Source organism: Pantoea sp. EKM21T (genome assembly GCF_011800405.1).
In the GTDB taxonomy this organism is placed as follows: Bacteria; Pseudomonadota; Gammaproteobacteria; order Enterobacterales; family Enterobacteriaceae; genus Pantoea; species Pantoea agglomerans.
The window spans coordinates 289,962-306,258 of sequence record NZ_JAALFV010000004.1 but is presented as its reverse complement, the minus strand read 5'-3'; the positions used below and the strand labels follow the sequence as shown (position 1 = coordinate 306,258).

The window sequence follows — 16,297 nt, the reverse complement described above, 5'->3', positions numbered from 1 at the left end:
TTACTATTAATATTAATCTCTAAGTTCAACTACTCCTGGCCTAGTTGCTTGCTTAATAAACCAGCTTCTAATGTCTGCAAGCATATTTTCTCTAATTCTCAAAGTCTGCATGCTATTCAGGCATGTTTGAGTTTTGTTTGTAGGTATTGAAAAAACGAGTTTAGCATTTAGCACAATCCTAAATACAGGTGTAATAGAAGAGCCATTTGAAAATTTGGGCAATAAAATTAGGTTGTCATTTATAAGTCTACTTCCGAATTCATCTCTCTTCCGGATATTTCCTGTTTCATCCCGAGTAGTTTGTATAAATTTACAGAATTTAGAGTCTTGTTCATTTAATAGAAGCCCAACAATATATTTATTCCACTCGGCTTTATTGTTAGCATGATCGCATGGGGGCGTAATGTCTAGGAAAATTAAATGTGATCGAGTACTCACCTCACGTTTAACTGAAGACTCTTCAGTAAGGAATTCAAAAAAGTTCTTTCTTTTAAATTTTGATAGTTGTTCCGTTGAATTAAACGTTTCCGGGAACGAGCTAATTTGTGAGTTTAAAACTCTAGAATCAACATCATAAAGCATACCTGGTTTATGAGTTCTGTTAATTTTTTCAGAAGTATCAAAGTGAATAGCCTTATTAATTGCCTCTTTCCATTTACTAAGCCCACTCATATCTAAATCGCGATTTTCTTGAGCGTTTTGTATCACTTTAGTAAAATCATCAACGTTATTTGGTATCTGATTCTCAATTTTATCCTTAATAATATCGCTTAAAGTTTCACTAGCCCCAGAATTTAAAGCAATAGGGCAGGTACTTTTACCCGTTGCTGATGAAGCAATATTATCGAGTATTTTGTGCAGTACTTTATTGCTTTCAATATGACCATTTGCAATAGTTGTAAGTTCTGTTAAAGCTGAATATACGGCTTTTTTAGCCGCTTGTTCCCACCCAATTAGATACTTTAAACCATGCCTTTCAGAAAGCTTTACTTCAATTAAATGATGAAGTTCAGTCAAAGATTCATTAGTTGGTTCTGAAACAGGATTATGATCGTTACCAGGAGTAAAAATAGATTTATTTATTGTAATGTAATCAAATGGGCGTAATGCAACCGGTAATTCATTTTGTAAATGATTGAATAAATCTTTAGGAAAGTCAGAATCACTCTCACTTTCAGCCCAGGTTGACCATGTTATTAGTAGCCACGGTCCATTATTAACATCTAATAAATTTTGTATGGTGTCAGTTGCAGCATCAAAATCGGTTGCGTTGGGGCTTGAAGTGGATATTAAAGATAGATCTTGAAAAATTGTTCTCACTCCAGAAATTTTTTCGTGGGAATCATCCCATTCTTTACTAGAGTCATAACAGTAAAATATGCTCGGAATAAAATTTTTATTAAGATAAGCACTAATGAAGTTCCCATCGCTTTCTTTATCATCAATTATTAATGAAATTGATTTGAAAAACATTATTTGCTGTCCTTATTAAAAACGAGAGCCAAACAGGCACCATTTGTTACTTTAGGTAATTCAATAGTGTGAGTTTCCGGAAACAACAATCTTCCGGAGTGTGCCTTCATCACCATATCAGCATAATATAGGCCAATACCCATTCCTGCCGGTTTTCGGGTAAAGAATGGCTGAATTAATTCATCACCACTATCTATAAATCCTGGGCCGTTATCTGCAATTATTATCGCAGGCCCTTCAAACTCTGAACTTAACCCAATCCAAAGATAACGCTCATCTTCAGAATCACTATCCATCCAATAAATAGCATTATCGATTATATTAACAATCGCGCTCGTAAACATCCTTCTAACGCCAGTAATATCGAAGTCAAGATTTGCGCTGTTATTAAATCCTGGTAGAAACTTAATATTATGTCTTTTAAAACGTCGTAATTGAGTGTTAACACACTGGGTTAAAAGTTTGGAGGCGGAAATTTTTTCTTTTTCTTTTTTGCTTACCATGTACATTGCGCCTTGCAGCAATGATACTAATTCTTCTGAGATGCTCTCTAATCGCTTGTTATCAACACCTTCCATTATCGCCATATGGAGATTGCGAATCCCACGTTCTAACTCATGAAATACTGTTGTTAAGCCTAAGCCAGCACCAGCTGAGGAAAGCATAGCATCTCGAGTTTCTTTGAAGGATACAATAACTTGGCTTACCAAAGTTTCGACTTTTGGAGAAGTGTTTTTATCAGAAATAACTTCCTGCTTTAGTTCATCTAAGAGTTCCTCAGTACTCTTCCTTTTATCAGAACCTCGAAAATCACCACCGGGCTTTGTTTCAATAGCTTTTTTTAAAATTCTTTTATCTTTATTTCTTTCTGCTTCAAACTGCGCCATTACAGATAATAATGCATGTATGAATTCATTATAAGCATTATTCTCTACGAACCCTTCACGGTTTGTTTTTTCTTTTAATGCCAAACTTTTATCAAGTTCAAGATGTATCTCACCTAATAATTGCTGGTTTCCCATTCTTTTTGTGGGATTTTGAATTCTTCGATGGTCTAGCCCTAACCAATCATCGCCGGGCTCTCCATAGTTATAAACGCGAAGATTATCTCGATAGACTTTTAACCCTCCCTGGGCTTTGAGATACTCGCTGAGTCCACCTGTTTCGTCTTTTAAATATCTATTATATAAAACTCTGTCTAGGTCAAAACCTAGTATTTTTCCTTCTATAGGACCTATACCACATTCAATAAGAGAAAATCTTTCATCTCTGTTTTTTTTCTTTCTGGATTTTTCATTTATTGTAGGTGAGAATCTAAAAAACTCTGGGTTATCAAGATGTACCTCTACAGTTCTAGGCTCAATCAAACCACTATAGTCGGCAATTAATGCTGGGTAAGGATTGAAATTATAGGAATAAGTTAACCCATTATCATCAACTTTGAAATTAAACTCAAAGAGTGCTTGTGAGATTACCAATTCAGGATCAAAAAGATCATCAAGCCACTTCGATTCGGGATTGAGGTTAAATTCAACAATAAAGCTATCGTTATTATTTTCCTTTTTAAATAAGTTGGCTGAGGTCATTGAAGAAACTGCACGATATAGACGCCGTACATCACCTCTCTTCCATTCTTGTTTAAGATCACTTATGACTATTTTCGTTCCTGTTTTTTTTGATTTTTTTATTTCTGGAGGGCTTGTTTCAATTGAAATATAAGCTTCATCTAAATACTCTGACTTGGAAAACTTATCCCAATCAATTTCTACCGTGACAACTTCCTCATCAATAGCACGAGTAGACATTAATATTTTTTTGCCTAAACGATGCACTGCAAATCGACCAACACCTTTTTCACCAACAGGCAAACGACCTTTTGCAGTTCGCTGCCCCCGCTCTCTAAAAATAGATTTATGACCATGTGCAGGTTCCATCCAAATGTCAAGAACTGTCTTTAAATCCATACCAATGCCATCGTCAACTACTTCAATACTAGCATTTTCAGTATTGATGTTATTTAGCGATAACTTAACGTATGAAGCATCTGCATCATATGAGTTTTTTATTAACTCAAATAAAGCTAGAGTATGGTTTTTTATTAGTTGTTCGCCTAAAAGCTCCATGATTCTAGCTTTAGGCCTAAATGCCTTCTGTACATTAGCCATAAATTACCTTTCATAGCATCAATATTTGATATTCAGCCATATATCTTAATTAAACATGGCGCTGTGGGTGAAAATTATACATGCTAATATTAGTATGTGTAAATGTTCATTTCAACGTAATTGACTTCGTTTTGATATTTTGCGCATATAAAAATTTGAAATGAAATTATCAAAAAACTATATTTTTCAGAAAGATATTGAGAGCATGTTAGTTTCATTAAATTGTGTTTAAAAAACCGCGCTGACAGCGTACGCACACAGCAGTCAGGATTACGCGGATCATTGAGGCCAAAGCCATTGCCTTTGGCTTTATGTTTTTTCGCATACTGGTAGAGGTAGCGCCACAGGACCGGTGACAGGATATATTTGTCGTCCGGCGCGCTCTCCAGCAGGCTCTGCAGGCTGGGTACCTGCGCCGGGTAGAAACGGCGGATATCGCGCAGCGTAAAATCCTGCTTTTTCAGGTCACGGCGAATACCCACCAGCACAATGCGTTCGCGATGCTGCGGCAGGAAGTGACGCGCATCGATCACTTTGGCATCCGGGCTGCTGGCACCCGCATCCGCAACGTCATACCCCAGCTCATCCAGCGTCTGCATGATAATGGCGAAGGTGCGGCCCTTGTCGTGACTCTTGAGGTTTTTCACATTCTTCAGCACAAAGAACGGCGGCTTCTTGGCAGCAAGGATACGGGCCACATCGAAAAACAGCGTGCCCTGCACCTGACACTCAAAGCCATGTGCACGGCCCAGCGCATTTTTCTTGCTGACGCCCGCCAGCGAAAAGGGCTGGCAGGGAAAACCGGCCAGCAGCACCTGATGATCGGGGATCGCCGCGTCAATCGCGCGGTATATCGCTTCATCGTCGGTCAGACCTTCCGGCTGGGTGACCTGGCGGATATCGGTATTGAAGTGATGCTCCAGCGGATCGCTGTAGTGGTTGGCTTTGTAAGTGCGGACCGCCTCTTTATTCCATTCACTGGTGAACACGCACTTGCCGCCGATCGCCTCGAACCCCTTACGAATGCCGCCAATACCGGCAAAGAGATCGATAAAACGAAATTCAGGATTATCATAATGGGCGGGACGGGACGGCAGCAGCCCCTGTAACAGCGACAGTTCCGCTTCACACTACGGTGGAAGGGCGGTTTTACCCTGACGAATCCGGTTCAGGAGTGCCGGCGTCCAGCAGGAAAATCCTGCCTGCTGCAGGCGGGCCGTGAGATCACGAACCGAATAGATTGCCAGCACCTGCTGAAAGAGTTCAGACGCATCAGCAGATGAAAGTGCAGCAGAGAGTGGTTCAGCGAGGGCGGCGGGATGCATGCGTTTTTCCTTAACAGTAAGGTGCCTATGCTATCACTCCAGACGCTGTGAGGAAATTGCCTGGATGTGCCCTGTGTCAGCCCCCGGAATGTTCTGTTTTTGCGGCACACGGTGTGAAGTCGTCGGGCGGCGGCTTTCGCTTTTCGTGGCGCAGACTAAAGTTGAAGTACCAGCAAAAAAGGAGAGGTTATGGCTGATGTTCACTCCAGCGAAATACGCAGCAAAAATATGCGTGCCATTCGCGCTCAGGATACGGCCATTGAGCAACGTATTGCGCTGCTGCTGAAAGATCGGGGATTCAGCTTCCGCGTGCAGGATAAAAACCTGCCGGGACGGCCCGATTTCGTTCTGACAGAACATCAGGCAATTATTTTTGTTCATGGCTGCTTCTGGCATCGTCATCACTGCTATCTGTTTAAACTGCCGGCGACGCGCACAGAATTCTGGACCGGCAAAATCAACAGCAACGTTGAACGTGACCGGCGTTATGTGCGCCAGCTGCAGGAGAGCGGCTGGAAAGTGCTGATCATCTGGGAGTGTGCGCTACGTGGCAAACTGCGCCTGACGGATCAGGACCTGCTGGAGCGGCTGGAGGAGTGGCTGCTGGCGATGCCGGAGAGTGCCGAAGTCGACCATCAGGGCATTCATCATTACAACGCCGATTGCTAATCACAGACATAATTGGTTAGATCTGCGCTTTCTCCGTGGCCAGGAGCCTGAAATGAGCAGCATAAAACTGACGGTAAAACGCCTTTACCAGATTCGTGACGAGCGGATGGTGAATACCAAAGCGACCGCGCGGGTTTACTGCGGTGACAGGCTTGTCGCCACGGAGGAGATTACCGGCATGACCGAAAGCCCGGTCAGCAAATATCTGCATGCTGAAGGAGCAGCAGGCGAGACGGTGCGGGTAGAGTGGGATTGTGAGGGCATCGCCGAGATGACCGTTACGGAAATTGAGCGCTGCCCATGTTGTCAACATAACGAACCAGACTAAGGATAAGATTTTGGCGGGAACCAGTTTACTGACTTTACTTGATGATATTGCAACACTTCTGGACGATATTTCCGTCATGGGGAAAGTGGCGGCGAAAAAGACCGCTGGCGTACTGGGCGACGATCTGTCGCTGAATGCTCAGCAGGTCAGCGGCGTAAAAGCCAACCGTGAGCTGCCGGTAGTATGGGGCGTTGCCAAAGGATCGTTTCTTAACAAACTGATCCTGGTGCCACTGGCGCTGATTATCTCCGCGTTTGCGCCCTGGCTGATTACGCCGCTGCTGATGATTGGCGGTGCCTATCTCTGCTACGAAGGCGTGGAGAAGGTGATGCACAGTCTGCAGCATGACAAGCAGAGCAAATCACCGGAAGCGCGTCAGCAGCGACTCGATTCGCTGGCGAATCAGAATGCGGCAGAGTTTGAGAAGAAGAAGATCAAAGGCGCGGTGCGCACCGATTTCATTCTGTCAGCCGAAATTGTTGCGATTACCTTAGGCATCGTGTCGGAATCACCGCTGCTCAACCAGGTGATTATCCTGGCGGGCATCGCTATTCTGGTTACGGTAGGCGTTTACGGCATCGTGGCGGCTATCGTCAAAATTGATGACTTTGGATTCTGGCTGCGTGAAAAACCTTCACGCCTTGCGCAGGGGTTGGGTAGCGTGCTGCTGACTGCCGCGCCCTGGCTGATGAAGATCCTCTCGGTGGTCGGCACCATCGCCATGTTCCTGGTCGGCGGCGGTATTGTGGTGCACGGCATCGCACCGCTGCATCATCTGATCGAGGAAGTCAGCAGTGGCTTCAGCGGCTGGATCGCCATGCTGCTTAGCAACGGCGCCAACCTGGTGCTCGGCTTTATCATTGGGTCGATCGTGCTGTTAGTGGTCAACCTTATTGCCAGAGTGCGCGGAAAATCGGTATAAAGCGCACTGTGATTTACGGTCAGGAGAAGGACGATGAACGACGACATGTTTGAATTTGATATCGACGCACAACTGGAGCAGGCTGAAGCGAAAGCAGAGAAAAAAGCCAGCGAAGTGCCGGATGATCTCGGCGACGAAGCCGATTGCGAAGGCTGTAAAATCTGACGTCAGCGTCAATACTTCATCAAAGCGGATAAGTTTTTTTATCCGCTTTTTTTATTTTCCGCATATCCAGCTGATTAATTCCGAATTTGCCCTTTTTTTGCGTGCCTTAACAGGCAGGAACGTTATTCGCCTGCTATAAAGAAAATAATCACTCAGGTTAATAACACTCAGGTTAATAAAAGGAGCGCATCATGGTTTTCGCAATCAGTGAAGAAGTACAGCATAAGGAAGAAGGGCAGACGATGGTGGTGACCGGCTACGCGAGTGGCATGGTGGAGTGTCGCTGGTATGATGGCTATGCCGTGCGCAGCGAAGCCTTTCGCAGCGATGAACTCTGCGCTCTGAATCCTGCGCAGCAACTCGCGGGCTGACAGTATCAGGCCTGTGGGTTCTGCGACCCGCCAGGCCCGGTTTCTGCTTTTTCTGGCCCGGCACACTCCCTGTGCCGCCCTGTTTTCAGACGTTACCGTCGTTATCTTCTTCAACCGCCTGATAGATCCGCTGCAGCACATCCGGGAAGGCTGACTGGACGCGACTCCAGCTCGGTATAAACGGCTTATCGTTAGGACGCTCAATAAACGCCTGACCCGCTTCCAGAATCGACTGGGTAAACATCTCTACCGCTGCCTCTTCCACATGCTGATCAAACTTCAGCCCGTTCATCGCCGCCTCGTGGTTATAGGTCTCCATCATATCCAGCGCATTACGATAATAGGTTGCCTTCAGCACCCGGAACGAGTCGCTGGTCAGCGGCACACCCATGGTGGCGAGCTTACGCAGCAGTGACTGGACGATATCGCTGCTCATGCGCTTCAGGCCGCCGGTGCCGTCATCTTCAGCCAGCGGCTGATGCTTGTGATCGTAGTTATCGGCGATCTCAACCTGGCACGACTGGCGGGTGGTGTAATTACGGTAAATCTCTGACAGCACGCCAATCTCCAGCCCCCAGTCGCCGGGGATTTTAATCCCGTTCAGCACATGCGTCCGCATGGCGAACTCCCCGGAGAGCGGATAGCGGAAGCTCGACAGATATTCCAGGTATTCTGAATGGCCATAAACTTTCTGCAGCGAGCGCAGCAGCGGCCCGACCAGCAGACGTCCCACGCGGCCATTAAGCTTGCCATCCGCGACGCGCGCATAGAACCCCTTACAGAATTCATACTGAAACGCCGGGTTCGCTACCGGGTAGAGCAGGCGTGCCAGCATTCCGCGCTCATAGGTGACGATATCGCAGTCATGCAGTGCCACACAGCTGGTACGGTCTGACGCCAGCGTATAGCCGGTGCAGAACCAGACGTTGCGACCTTTGCCGGGATTAGTGGGTGATAAACCCTCTTTATCCAGCTCGGCATCAATCGCCTTCAGACGCGGGCCATCGTTCCACAGAATGCGATGCCGTTGCGGCAGACGGGAGAAAAACTCGCGGGCAAACAGGAACTGGTCGCGGTCGGCACGATCCAGCCCAATCACAATTTCATCCAGATAGGGCACTTTAGCCAGTTCATCGACGATTTTCGTCAGCGCCGGGCCTTCAAGTTCGGAAAACAGCGATGGCAGGATCAGCCCCATTTTGCGTTTGCGGGCAAAGCGTACCATCTCTTTTTCCAGCGACTCCACGCTACGGTGGGTGAGGTTGTGAAAGTTGGTGATTACGCCATTCTGATAAAAGTCACTCATCGCATCATCCTTTTAATGCCCGTGGGCAGCTCATTGAGGTTGAGTCAAAAAATAGTCCAGTCCTTCACGCCAGCCCTCAGGGCCATGGTGAGCCGTGTGATAGATCTGCTGCTGATCGGATCGGCTGAGTGTCACCGGTGTTTTACTGTAGCCCTTAATCACGACCGCATAATCAACCGCATCCAGCATCGGCGCATCGTTAGGGCCGTCACCCAGTCCAATAGTGACGCGTGCCTCACCGGGTGAATGCGCCAGCAGCCAGCGCAGGGCTTCGCCTTTGCCGCTGCCCGCAGGCATTACATGCCAGAAACGCCCGCCCTGGGTCAGCGCCAGGCCCTGTGCACGCAACGCATCATGGAACTGCTCAAACGCCTCGTCACTGTCGCGCCAGACAATCACTTCTGACGCATCGCGCTGACGCGACAGTTCTGCATCCGCCTCACTCAGGCCGGTCATTGCGGCCACTTCCGGATCAGAGAAGTCATGAAAGCCGGTAAAACGGTACGCTGTTTTCAAGGCAGCCAGCCGCTGGCAGATAGCGTCATAGGTCAGGGTGTTATCGGGCAGGCGGATACGCTGCTGATCATGCGTTTGCACCACGGCACCGTTTTCAGCAATAAACGGTGAACCGCTGATGCCAAGCCTTTTTTGCAGCGGAATAATCTCGGCTGCCGTTTTACTGGAACAGATCACCAGCGGAACAGCGTACTGCTTTAGCGTGGTGAGCCATTCGGTGGCCGCATCCCAGCGATAGGTATGATGGTCGAGTAACGAACCATCCAGATCGGTAATTATCATTAACGGCTGGTGGAGATCGGGCATTTACAGGCTCCTTTCATCACATTCGCGGCTAAAGCGGCGATTTTTCAATATTATAGTTGAATATGGCTCACACTTTTTTTCCTGCCACGCTGGCTGGAAATCCAGGATAATTCTTAAAACGAAACCGCAGTAAAAGTGGGTATGCAAGAAGTGTGCAGGGCTAAGTGACTGGCGGGCGCGGTGTTTTTGGTAACAGTCGCTCCATAATTACCCGATCGGTTGCAGAAACGTGCATATCTGATGCTTGTTTCGGAGTCGGGAAAGGGTAATCTGCAGGGGTGTTAAGAATTCCCTGGTGTAACGAATTGATTTTTTACCCGGCCTTCCCGCCGGGTTTTTTTTGAAATCGATTTCAGCGGTTCGCTTCATAGGCGCGATAATCACAAATATCAATTTCAAACGCCTCTGCCAGTTCGCTATAGGAGTGGAAAACCCGGCCTTCTACTTCCAGCCGTGGCGTCTGATCCTGCTCCATATACTCCCGTACCTCTCCCGACGTTCTGGCCTGAATCGCCGCCAGTAAACCTTCGACATCAATCTGCAGATCGGATGGCTGAGCATCGCCGTGCTGTTTTTCGTCTGTCATTTTCTGACTCCTGAGAGCAAACAGAGTAATCAGTATAGAACGCAGGGCAGAAAGGCGGGAGCGGAAAGATCGCAGGCAAAAAAAAGCCCGCGCTGCGCGGGCAAAATCCTTGTTACTTTCAGGTTGGCTGCACCTATGGGGTGGTGCAGTGAGAAGAGTTTAAAGGTCTGACGCGTAAGAAGTCTTGCGGTGAAATGTTAAGGAATTGCAAAAGTTCCTCCTTACTCAGATTTACCTGACTTTTCGACTAAACAGAGCAGAATCAGCTATAGTTAGCGATAAAGCTGATTTTTATCAATACCTAAAGGAATGGTTATGGACATCTTACGAATTATTATCGCTATTCTGCTGCCACCACTGGGCGTGTTTATGCAGGTCGGTTTTGGCAGCGCCTTCTGGCTGAACATCCTGCTGACACTCTGTGGTTATATCCCCGGTATCATCCACGCCGTCTGGGTCATTGCCCGTCGCTAACGCGCTGCATCACCACGGTTCTTCGTTTAGACTGTAATCAGTCAATAATCTGGAGAACCGAAATGAAGGTAAATGACCGCGTCAGCGTCAAAACCGATGGCGGCCCGCGTCGTGTTGGCACCATTCTGGCTATGGAGCCGTTTAATGAAGGCACCATGTTCCTGGTGGCGCTGGAAGATTATCCGCTGGGCATCTGGTTTTTTAACGAGACCCACCAGCCGGATGGCATTTTCGTGGAGCCTTACCACGAAGCCTGAGCCTGACGCGCAATAAAAAAGCCGCCTTTCCGTTTGCCGGAAAGGCGGCTTTTTGCTGTCGGAGATTACGCGGCTGACATCAGCCGCTGACGTTTAACTGCTATGACCTCAGAAGGTTTCCCAGTTATCGCTGCCGCCCGCCAGCGCCGGACGGGGTGCCAGAGCCGGTGTCTTTAAGGGTGAAGAGACGCGTGCAGCCACACCTGCGGTTGCAGGGGCGTCCTGCAGGCGGAATGCCGCGACCGCCTGCGTCAGTTTACCCGCCTGATCTTCCAGCGAGGCCGCTGCAGCGGAGGCTTCTTCCACCAGTGAGGCGTTCTGCTGAGTGACGTTATCCATTTCGGTGACCGCCTGGCTCACCTGCTGAATACCGCGGCTCTGCTCGTCCGACGCCGCCGCGATCTCCGACATAATATCGGTAACGCGTCGTACGGCTTCAACAATCTCACCCATGGTGCTACCGGCTGCGCCAACCTGATGCGAACCGTCATTGATCAGCGTGACGGACTCAGCAATCAGCGATTCAATCTCTTTAGCCGCCTGCGCACTGCGCTGGGCCAGATTACGCACTTCGCTGGCCACCACCGCAAAGCCACGACCCTGCTCACCGGCACGCGCCGCTTCTACCGCCGCATTCAGCGCCAGGATGTTGGTCTGAAACGCAATACTGTTAATGACGTTGGTGATCTCAGCGATTTTTTTCGAGCTGCCGGAAATATTGGTCATGGTTTTCACGACGCTGTTCACCAGCTCGCCACCGCTGCGCGCTTTACCCGAGGCATCCGCGGCCAGCTGGCTGGCGTGATGCGCATTCTCGGCGTTCTGCTTCACCGTAGCGGTAAGCTGTTCCATGCTGGCTGCGGTCTGCTCCAGTGCCGCAGCCTGCTGCTCGGTGCGTGAAGAGAGATCGGTGTTGCCGGCTGAAATTTCGCTGGAGCCCTGATAAATCGCGACGGCGCCTTCACGCACCGTACCAACGGTGGTCACCAGCGCCTGCTGCATCAGTTGCAGGTTATGGATGAGCGTACCAATCTCGCTCCGGCCATGGGGCAGGGGAGCGGAGGTCAGATCACCCTGCGCAATGCGTTCGATACGCAGCACCGACTGACGCAGCGGACTAATTACCACGCGGCGCAGGAAGACAAAGGTCAACAGCACCAGCACCAGGGCGGCACTGAATGCTACGGCCATGGAGATAAAGCCGATGCGCGACTGTTGATCGGCCTGGGCGGTAATGGCATTGGCGCGATCAGTTCGGATCTTGATCGCCTTCAGCAACACCGCGTTATAGTCGTCATCCAGCTTGCGGGTTACATCGGTCTCCTGAGCAATGATGCCCTCAAAGCTGCCCTGTTTACCGGATTCAATCATCGGTATCAGGCCTTTGTTAATGTAATCGTTGAAGCGAGCCTGCAGCGTGGCATCCAGTTCCATATCCGCGGGCGTCTTAACTTCACGTGCCTGATAAATCGCGAAGCCATCTTTTGCCTGCTGGATCCGTTTTTCGGCGGCGGCAATATTGGCGCGAAACTCGTCCATTTCACCAATACGCGCGGCGGCACCGGCCTGAATAATGGTCAGGCGCGCAGTACGCAGGTGGTTTGAACTGTTAGAGAGGCCCATACGAACCTGAATTTCGTCCGTGGCATCATCGAGGGAGTGATTGCCGGAAATCAGAAAGTAACTGGCGACACCAATACAGAGTGCGAACAGCAGCAAAATGCCGCCGAAGATCAGGCTAAACAGCGGCACCAGGCGGAGATTCTGCCAGATGCCTGCGCTTTTTTGTCCATTATTATCTCGTGCAGTGTTCATATCCTTGCTCTCTTGAGGCTGTTGTTATAAGGCATAACATCGGCAAAAGAGCGTAAAGGCTTAGCGGTAAGAGTGAGATCTGGATCGCAATTCCGGGCAAAAAAAAACCGGCCAGAGAGGCCGGTTCTTCAGATGTTATGATCAGCGGATATTAACGTAAATACCTGAAGTCACATTATCCGTTAAACGCACCACATGATAAATAACCTGCTTATTATGGGTTTTGATTTTGCGTTTAATATTACCTTTGTGTGACGATACCGTTTTGGCCTTAATTTGCATTTTATCTGAGATCTGGATGGTATCATGACCTGACATCCACATCTTCAGCATGTTTGACTCAGTCTGGCTCAGCGTTAATGGATGTACATCCATGCCCGAAGAGATACGCGCAGACTGGTTAAGCTTCTTCTGCAAATAGGTGCTGAGTAAGGAATCCAGGGTCGATGTCTTCATCGATTTTGATGTAATAATCAGGTTCTTACGAACGTAGAGATATTCCTCAAAATGGATATTGCTAATCGCCATGAATATAAAGAACAGCGTATCAGGATGCTGCGTAATAATGCTGCGGATACGTTCACTGGAATCGGATTCATGAATGAAACAATCTTCATTAATAAAGACGACACCAGGATTTAATTGCTCACATTTTTGCTGTAGTTGCTCAATATCGGAGACAGAAGAGATATTCTTCTTCTTAACTCCTTTTAAAGACATGTAGTCTGATAATCCCAGGCGTGTGTAGTTGCAGGAATCCATAATAATAGTTGGCATAATAGCGACCCTCACCAATTTGTTATCCGTTTAAATCAACGATGAATACGCGTTGCGGTACGAGAGAGATTTCTTAGGTACTTTTTTATTCTGCTCGTGCAGTTTGGCAACAGGCAAACGCCCGTAAAAGTCTTCATCCCTGACCCGTTCTGCAAAAAATTTGTGCTGCCATGACGTCACACATTCTCCGGCCATGGCGGGGAATGCCAGTGAAATGTCGGAGGTTAAGTAAGACTCATTTTTTTGGGAGCCAGGTCACTATCCTTGAAAACGCGGAGTTTTCTGATAGGACAATTCTCAAAAACATTTGTTTTACGAAAGTGTGATGTCTCAGCGTGCGTTGACAATGCCGGAAAAAACATTTTTTAACAAGAAAAATCACTTAAAGATTTTTTTCTTGTAAATTCAGTGTCTTGTCGATTTTGCCTGCACATTCACAGTCTGACCGCTCCTGTGAACCACCCCACTAAAATACGCGAAGCCCGGTTTAATAAGAATTATTTTCAGACTCTCCGCACGTTTATCAGAATTTCCTTAGTTGCATTCTGGAAAACATGGTTCGGAAAATGCACGGATGGTTTTGCGATACTTAAGTATCGTTATGCAAAGATAGTTAGAAACTTAATGTTCAGGGACGGGATAGTTCTGTCAGGAACACGGCGAGTAAATCAAATACTTCACCGAACAAATGCTCACAGAACGGGGCTAGCAGAGGCATCAGCAAGCTGATGGTTAAAATTCCGACTGATAAGGTAATCGGGAAGCCAATTGCGAAGATTGATAACTGTGGTGAAACACGGTTTAACAAACCCAGTACCAGATTTACCATGAGTAACAAAACGATTAAGGGCAGCGCTAACATCATGCCATTAAGGAAAATTAATCCGCCAGATTTCACCAGCGCCATAAACGCATTGGCATTTAGCGGCTGACCGCCAATCGGCAGCGTATGAAAACTGTCCGCCAGCAGCGAGATCAGCCACAGGTGTCCGTTAAAGGTCAGGAACAGCAACATCGCCAGCATGTCGAGAAAACGGGCCAGCACCGGCATGTTAAGACGGCTGCCAGGATCGAAAAAGGTGGCGAACGAGATGCCCATCTGCAGACCAATCACTTCCCCGGCAAGGCGCACGGCAGCAAAAGCGAACTGCATGGTGAAGCCGAGTGCAATACCAATCAGCATCTGCTGAATCAGCAGCAGGAAGCCTTCAGGGGAAAACAGGGTGACATTGACCGCAGGTAACAGCGGCATCAGCAGCCAGGTGATCATTACCGCCAGACCGATTTTGACACGTTTGCTGACGGATCGTTCATTGAGGATCGGTGCGGTGGCGAATAGCGCCATGATGCGCACCAGAGGCCAGAAGAACTGGCTGACCCACTGAACCAGCTGGCTGCTGTCGAGAGTAATCATCAGCCGATGATGTAAGGCAGGTTGGTAAAGACGGTGCGGATATAGTCCAGCAGCAGATTCAGCATCCACGGGCCGGCAATGATACCGGTGGTGGCAACCGCCAGAATCTTAGGAATAAAGGATAAGGTCTGTTCGTTGACCTGGGTCGCGGCCTGGATCAGGCTGATCAGCAAACCGCTGACCAGTGCGGCCAGCAGCAGCGGGGCGGCCAGCATCAGGGCGACGCGCATCGCTTCCTGTCCCATTACCATTACTGATTCGGGTGTCATGTGTTGCTCCGGTAAGAAAAGGGGGATCAGGAGTAGAAGCTTTGCGCCAGTGAACCGACCAGCAGTTGCCAGCCATCGACCAGAACAAACAGCATCAGTTTAAACGGCAGCGCGATGGACGCTGGCGGGACCATCATCATCCCCAGCGCCATCAGCACGCTGGCAACCACCAGGTCGATGATCAGGAACGGGATAAAGACGGTAAAGCCAATCTGGAAAGCCGTCTTCAGCTCGCTGGTAACATAGGCGGGCAGCAGAATACGCATTGGCACCGCTTCAGGACCGGCAATCGGGGCGGTATTCGCCAGACGGGCAAACAGGGCTAAATCCGCTTCACGGGTCTGACGCAGCATAAACTCGCGCAGCGGCTGGGCACCTTTATCAATCGCCACTTCCATGCTGATCTTGTCCTGGCTGAACGGCAGATAAGCATCCTGATAAATCTTGTCGAAGGTCGGCGCCATAATAAAGAAGGTCAGAAACAGCGACAGTCCGAGCAGCACCTGGTTAGGCGGCGCAGAGGGCGTGCCCAGGGCGTTACGCAGTAAACCAAACACAATGATGATACGGGTGAAGCTGGTCATCATCAGCAGCACGGCCGGAATAAAGGTCAGCGCAGTGATAAAGACCAGCGTCTGTACCGGCAGTGACCAGCTCTGACCGCCATTCGGCAGCGAGTGACTCACCAGACCCGGCAGCTGGGCATGGGCAACCGGTGCCAGTAACAACAGTGGCAGTAAAGGAAGCAGTCGACGCATCATTGTGGTTTTCCGGGACGTTTAACCAGGTTCTGTAACAGCTGACGAAAATCCTGTGGCGCACTGTTAACCGGCGTCACAGAGACCGGTTCACCCGGCGGCAAAGTATGCAGATGGGTAATCTGCTGTGCAGTGACGCCCAGCACCAGACGCGCATCAGCGGTATCGACAATCACCACCCGCTCGCGCTGGCCCACTGAGACGCTGGCTGTGAGTTTAAGCTCCTGGCCGCTGACCTTTTTCGGCGCGAAGCCGACACGGCGTGCCAGCCAGGCGCAGGCCAGAATCAATAAGATAATCACGGCTAACACGCTGCTGACCTGGGCCAGCATGGAGCCGGTCGAGATCGCCTGAGCGTGCGGTGCAGCCGGTTGCAGCGTTTGATTCTGGCTATTCATAAT

General features: G+C 48.8%; 18 protein-coding genes and 1 pseudogene. 7 read left to right on the top strand and 12 right to left on the bottom strand.

Annotated elements, in window-relative coordinates:
- Positions 1 to 12: 12 nt before the first annotated feature.
- From HFD87_RS10430 to dcm, 3 genes and pseudogenes are all read right to left on the bottom strand, one after another.
- A complete protein-coding gene (locus HFD87_RS10430; RefSeq protein ID WP_167423375.1) occupies positions 13 to 1,473 on the bottom strand; it encodes a hypothetical protein in 1,461 nt (486 codons plus the stop codon).
- Positions 1,473 to 3,638 carry an ATP-binding protein gene (locus tag HFD87_RS10425; protein ID WP_167423374.1) on the bottom strand — a complete coding sequence of 722 codons (2,166 nt, stop codon included), beginning with the start codon at positions 3,636 to 3,638 and terminating at the stop codon, positions 1,473 to 1,475. Before HFD87_RS10425 ends, HFD87_RS10430 begins: the two co-directional genes overlap by 1 nt.
- 227 nt (positions 3,639 to 3,865) lie before the next feature.
- A pseudogene (gene dcm, locus HFD87_RS10420) lies at positions 3,866 to 4,963 on the bottom strand (DNA (cytosine-5-)-methyltransferase); the annotation flags it as partial.
- 189 nt (positions 4,964 to 5,152) lie between these two features.
- Between dcm and HFD87_RS10415 the strand changes: the two are divergent.
- The 5 genes from HFD87_RS10415 (at position 5,153) to HFD87_RS10400 (ending at position 7,418) form a co-directional block, all read left to right on the top strand.
- Positions 5,153 to 5,632, top strand: coding sequence for a very short patch repair endonuclease (locus HFD87_RS10415; RefSeq protein ID WP_010247714.1), 480 nt, complete (start codon positions 5,153 to 5,155; stop codon positions 5,630 to 5,632).
- Between the two features lie 52 nt (positions 5,633 to 5,684).
- Positions 5,685 to 5,960, top strand: a complete 276-nt coding sequence (locus tag HFD87_RS10410; RefSeq protein WP_010247711.1) for a hypothetical protein — start codon at positions 5,685 to 5,687, stop codon at positions 5,958 to 5,960.
- A 10-nt stretch (positions 5,961 to 5,970) separates the two neighbouring features.
- Complete coding sequence (locus HFD87_RS10405) at positions 5,971 to 6,882, top strand: DUF808 domain-containing protein (protein WP_033758176.1); 912 nt, start codon at positions 5,971 to 5,973, stop codon at positions 6,880 to 6,882.
- A gap of 33 nt (positions 6,883 to 6,915) precedes the next feature.
- Positions 6,916 to 7,047 carry a hypothetical protein gene (locus HFD87_RS23070; protein WP_003854444.1) on the top strand — a complete coding sequence of 44 codons (132 nt, stop codon included), beginning with the start codon at positions 6,916 to 6,918 and terminating at the stop codon, positions 7,045 to 7,047.
- 191 nt (positions 7,048 to 7,238) lie between these two features.
- Entirely contained in the window at positions 7,239 to 7,418 is a 180-nt protein-coding gene (locus HFD87_RS10400; RefSeq protein ID WP_010247703.1) for a YodC family protein, read from the top strand.
- Between the two features lie 85 nt (positions 7,419 to 7,503).
- On the opposite strand, the gene HFD87_RS10395 is transcribed toward HFD87_RS10400, so the two are convergent.
- The 3 genes from HFD87_RS10395 to HFD87_RS10385 all read right to left on the bottom strand — a co-directional run bounded on the left by HFD87_RS10395 (position 7,504) and on the right by HFD87_RS10385 (position 10,132).
- Complete coding sequence (locus tag HFD87_RS10395; protein WP_010247700.1) at positions 7,504 to 8,724, bottom strand: glycosyl transferase; 1,221 nt, start codon at positions 8,722 to 8,724, stop codon at positions 7,504 to 7,506.
- A gap of 30 nt (positions 8,725 to 8,754) precedes the next feature.
- Positions 8,755 to 9,546 (bottom strand): mannosyl-3-phosphoglycerate phosphatase-related protein, encoded by a 792-nt coding sequence (locus tag HFD87_RS10390; RefSeq protein WP_159226519.1) that lies wholly within the window; start codon positions 9,544 to 9,546, stop codon positions 8,755 to 8,757.
- Between the two features lie 352 nt (positions 9,547 to 9,898).
- Entirely contained in the window at positions 9,899 to 10,132 is a 234-nt protein-coding gene (locus tag HFD87_RS10385) for a DUF2525 domain-containing protein (protein ID WP_010247694.1), read from the bottom strand.
- Positions 10,133 to 10,447: 315 nt separating this feature from the next.
- On the opposite strand from HFD87_RS10385, the gene HFD87_RS10380 reads away from it, so the two are divergent.
- Complete coding sequence (locus HFD87_RS10380; RefSeq protein ID WP_167423373.1) at positions 10,448 to 10,606, top strand: YqaE/Pmp3 family membrane protein; 159 nt, start codon at positions 10,448 to 10,450, stop codon at positions 10,604 to 10,606.
- Between the two features lie 62 nt (positions 10,607 to 10,668).
- On the top strand, positions 10,669 to 10,863 hold the full coding sequence (gene dsrB / locus HFD87_RS10375; RefSeq protein WP_010670857.1) for a protein DsrB: 195 nt from the start codon (positions 10,669 to 10,671) through the stop codon (positions 10,861 to 10,863).
- Between the two features lie 108 nt (positions 10,864 to 10,971).
- Here the strand turns inward: dsrB and HFD87_RS10370 are convergent, their stop codons facing one another.
- From HFD87_RS10370 to fliO, 6 genes are all read right to left on the bottom strand, one after another.
- Positions 10,972 to 12,678 (bottom strand): methyl-accepting chemotaxis protein, encoded by a 1,707-nt coding sequence (locus HFD87_RS10370; RefSeq protein ID WP_159226518.1) that lies wholly within the window; start codon positions 12,676 to 12,678, stop codon positions 10,972 to 10,974.
- A 141-nt stretch (positions 12,679 to 12,819) separates the two neighbouring features.
- Positions 12,820 to 13,455 (bottom strand): transcriptional regulator RcsA, encoded by a 636-nt coding sequence (gene rcsA / locus HFD87_RS10365; RefSeq protein ID WP_010247685.1) that lies wholly within the window; start codon positions 13,453 to 13,455, stop codon positions 12,820 to 12,822.
- Positions 13,456 to 14,083: 628 nt separating this feature from the next.
- Positions 14,084 to 14,869, bottom strand: a complete 786-nt coding sequence (gene fliR / locus HFD87_RS10360; protein ID WP_010247683.1) for a flagellar biosynthetic protein FliR — start codon at positions 14,867 to 14,869, stop codon at positions 14,084 to 14,086.
- Complete coding sequence (gene fliQ, locus HFD87_RS10355; RefSeq protein WP_003854466.1) at positions 14,869 to 15,138, bottom strand: flagellar biosynthesis protein FliQ; 270 nt, start codon at positions 15,136 to 15,138, stop codon at positions 14,869 to 14,871. The genes fliR and fliQ overlap by 1 nt, the downstream gene beginning before the upstream one ends.
- A gap of 26 nt (positions 15,139 to 15,164) precedes the next feature.
- On the bottom strand, positions 15,165 to 15,896 hold the full coding sequence (fliP, locus tag HFD87_RS10350; protein ID WP_010247675.1) for a flagellar type III secretion system pore protein FliP: 732 nt from the start codon (positions 15,894 to 15,896) through the stop codon (positions 15,165 to 15,167).
- Positions 15,896 to 16,294: a flagellar biosynthetic protein FliO gene (gene fliO / locus HFD87_RS10345; protein WP_010247672.1), complete on the bottom strand. Its 399-nt coding sequence runs from the start codon at positions 16,292 to 16,294 to the stop codon at positions 15,896 to 15,898. Before fliO ends, fliP begins: the two co-directional genes overlap by 1 nt.
- Positions 16,295 to 16,297 lie beyond the last annotated feature (3 nt).

Bases quoted from the DNA above. Each gene is read 5' to 3' on its own strand.
- HFD87_RS23070 (WP_003854444.1), top strand. From the start codon at position 6,916: ATGAACGACGACATGTTTGAATTTGATATCGACGCACAACTGGAGCAG.
- HFD87_RS10385 (WP_010247694.1), bottom strand. From the start codon at position 10,132: ATGACAGACGAAAAACAGCACGGCGATGCTCAGCCATCCGATCTGCAG.
- fliR (WP_010247683.1), bottom strand. From the start codon at position 14,869: ATGATTACTCTCGACAGCAGCCAGCTGGTTCAGTGGGTCAGCCAGTTC.
- HFD87_RS10380 (WP_167423373.1), top strand. From the start codon at position 10,448: ATGGACATCTTACGAATTATTATCGCTATTCTGCTGCCACCACTGGGC.
- HFD87_RS10415 (WP_010247714.1), top strand. From the start codon at position 5,153: ATGGCTGATGTTCACTCCAGCGAAATACGCAGCAAAAATATGCGTGCC.
- HFD87_RS10395 (WP_010247700.1), bottom strand. From the start codon at position 8,724: ATGAGTGACTTTTATCAGAATGGCGTAATCACCAACTTTCACAACCTC.
- rcsA (WP_010247685.1), bottom strand. From the start codon at position 13,455: ATGCCAACTATTATTATGGATTCCTGCAACTACACACGCCTGGGATTA.
- HFD87_RS10410 (WP_010247711.1), top strand. From the start codon at position 5,685: ATGAGCAGCATAAAACTGACGGTAAAACGCCTTTACCAGATTCGTGAC.
- HFD87_RS10390 (WP_159226519.1), bottom strand. From the start codon at position 9,546: ATGCCCGATCTCCACCAGCCGTTAATGATAATTACCGATCTGGATGGT.
- fliP (WP_010247675.1), bottom strand. From the start codon at position 15,896: ATGCGTCGACTGCTTCCTTTACTGCCACTGTTGTTACTGGCACCGGTT.
- HFD87_RS10400 (WP_010247703.1), top strand. From the start codon at position 7,239: ATGGTTTTCGCAATCAGTGAAGAAGTACAGCATAAGGAAGAAGGGCAG.
- fliQ (WP_003854466.1), bottom strand. From the start codon at position 15,138: ATGACACCCGAATCAGTAATGGTAATGGGACAGGAAGCGATGCGCGTC.
- HFD87_RS10425 (WP_167423374.1), bottom strand. From the start codon at position 3,638: ATGGCTAATGTACAGAAGGCATTTAGGCCTAAAGCTAGAATCATGGAG.
- fliO (WP_010247672.1), bottom strand. From the start codon at position 16,294: ATGAATAGCCAGAATCAAACGCTGCAACCGGCTGCACCGCACGCTCAG.
- HFD87_RS10370 (WP_159226518.1), bottom strand. From the start codon at position 12,678: ATGAACACTGCACGAGATAATAATGGACAAAAAAGCGCAGGCATCTGG.
- HFD87_RS10430 (WP_167423375.1), bottom strand. From the start codon at position 1,473: ATGTTTTTCAAATCAATTTCATTAATAATTGATGATAAAGAAAGCGAT.
- dsrB (WP_010670857.1), top strand. From the start codon at position 10,669: ATGAAGGTAAATGACCGCGTCAGCGTCAAAACCGATGGCGGCCCGCGT.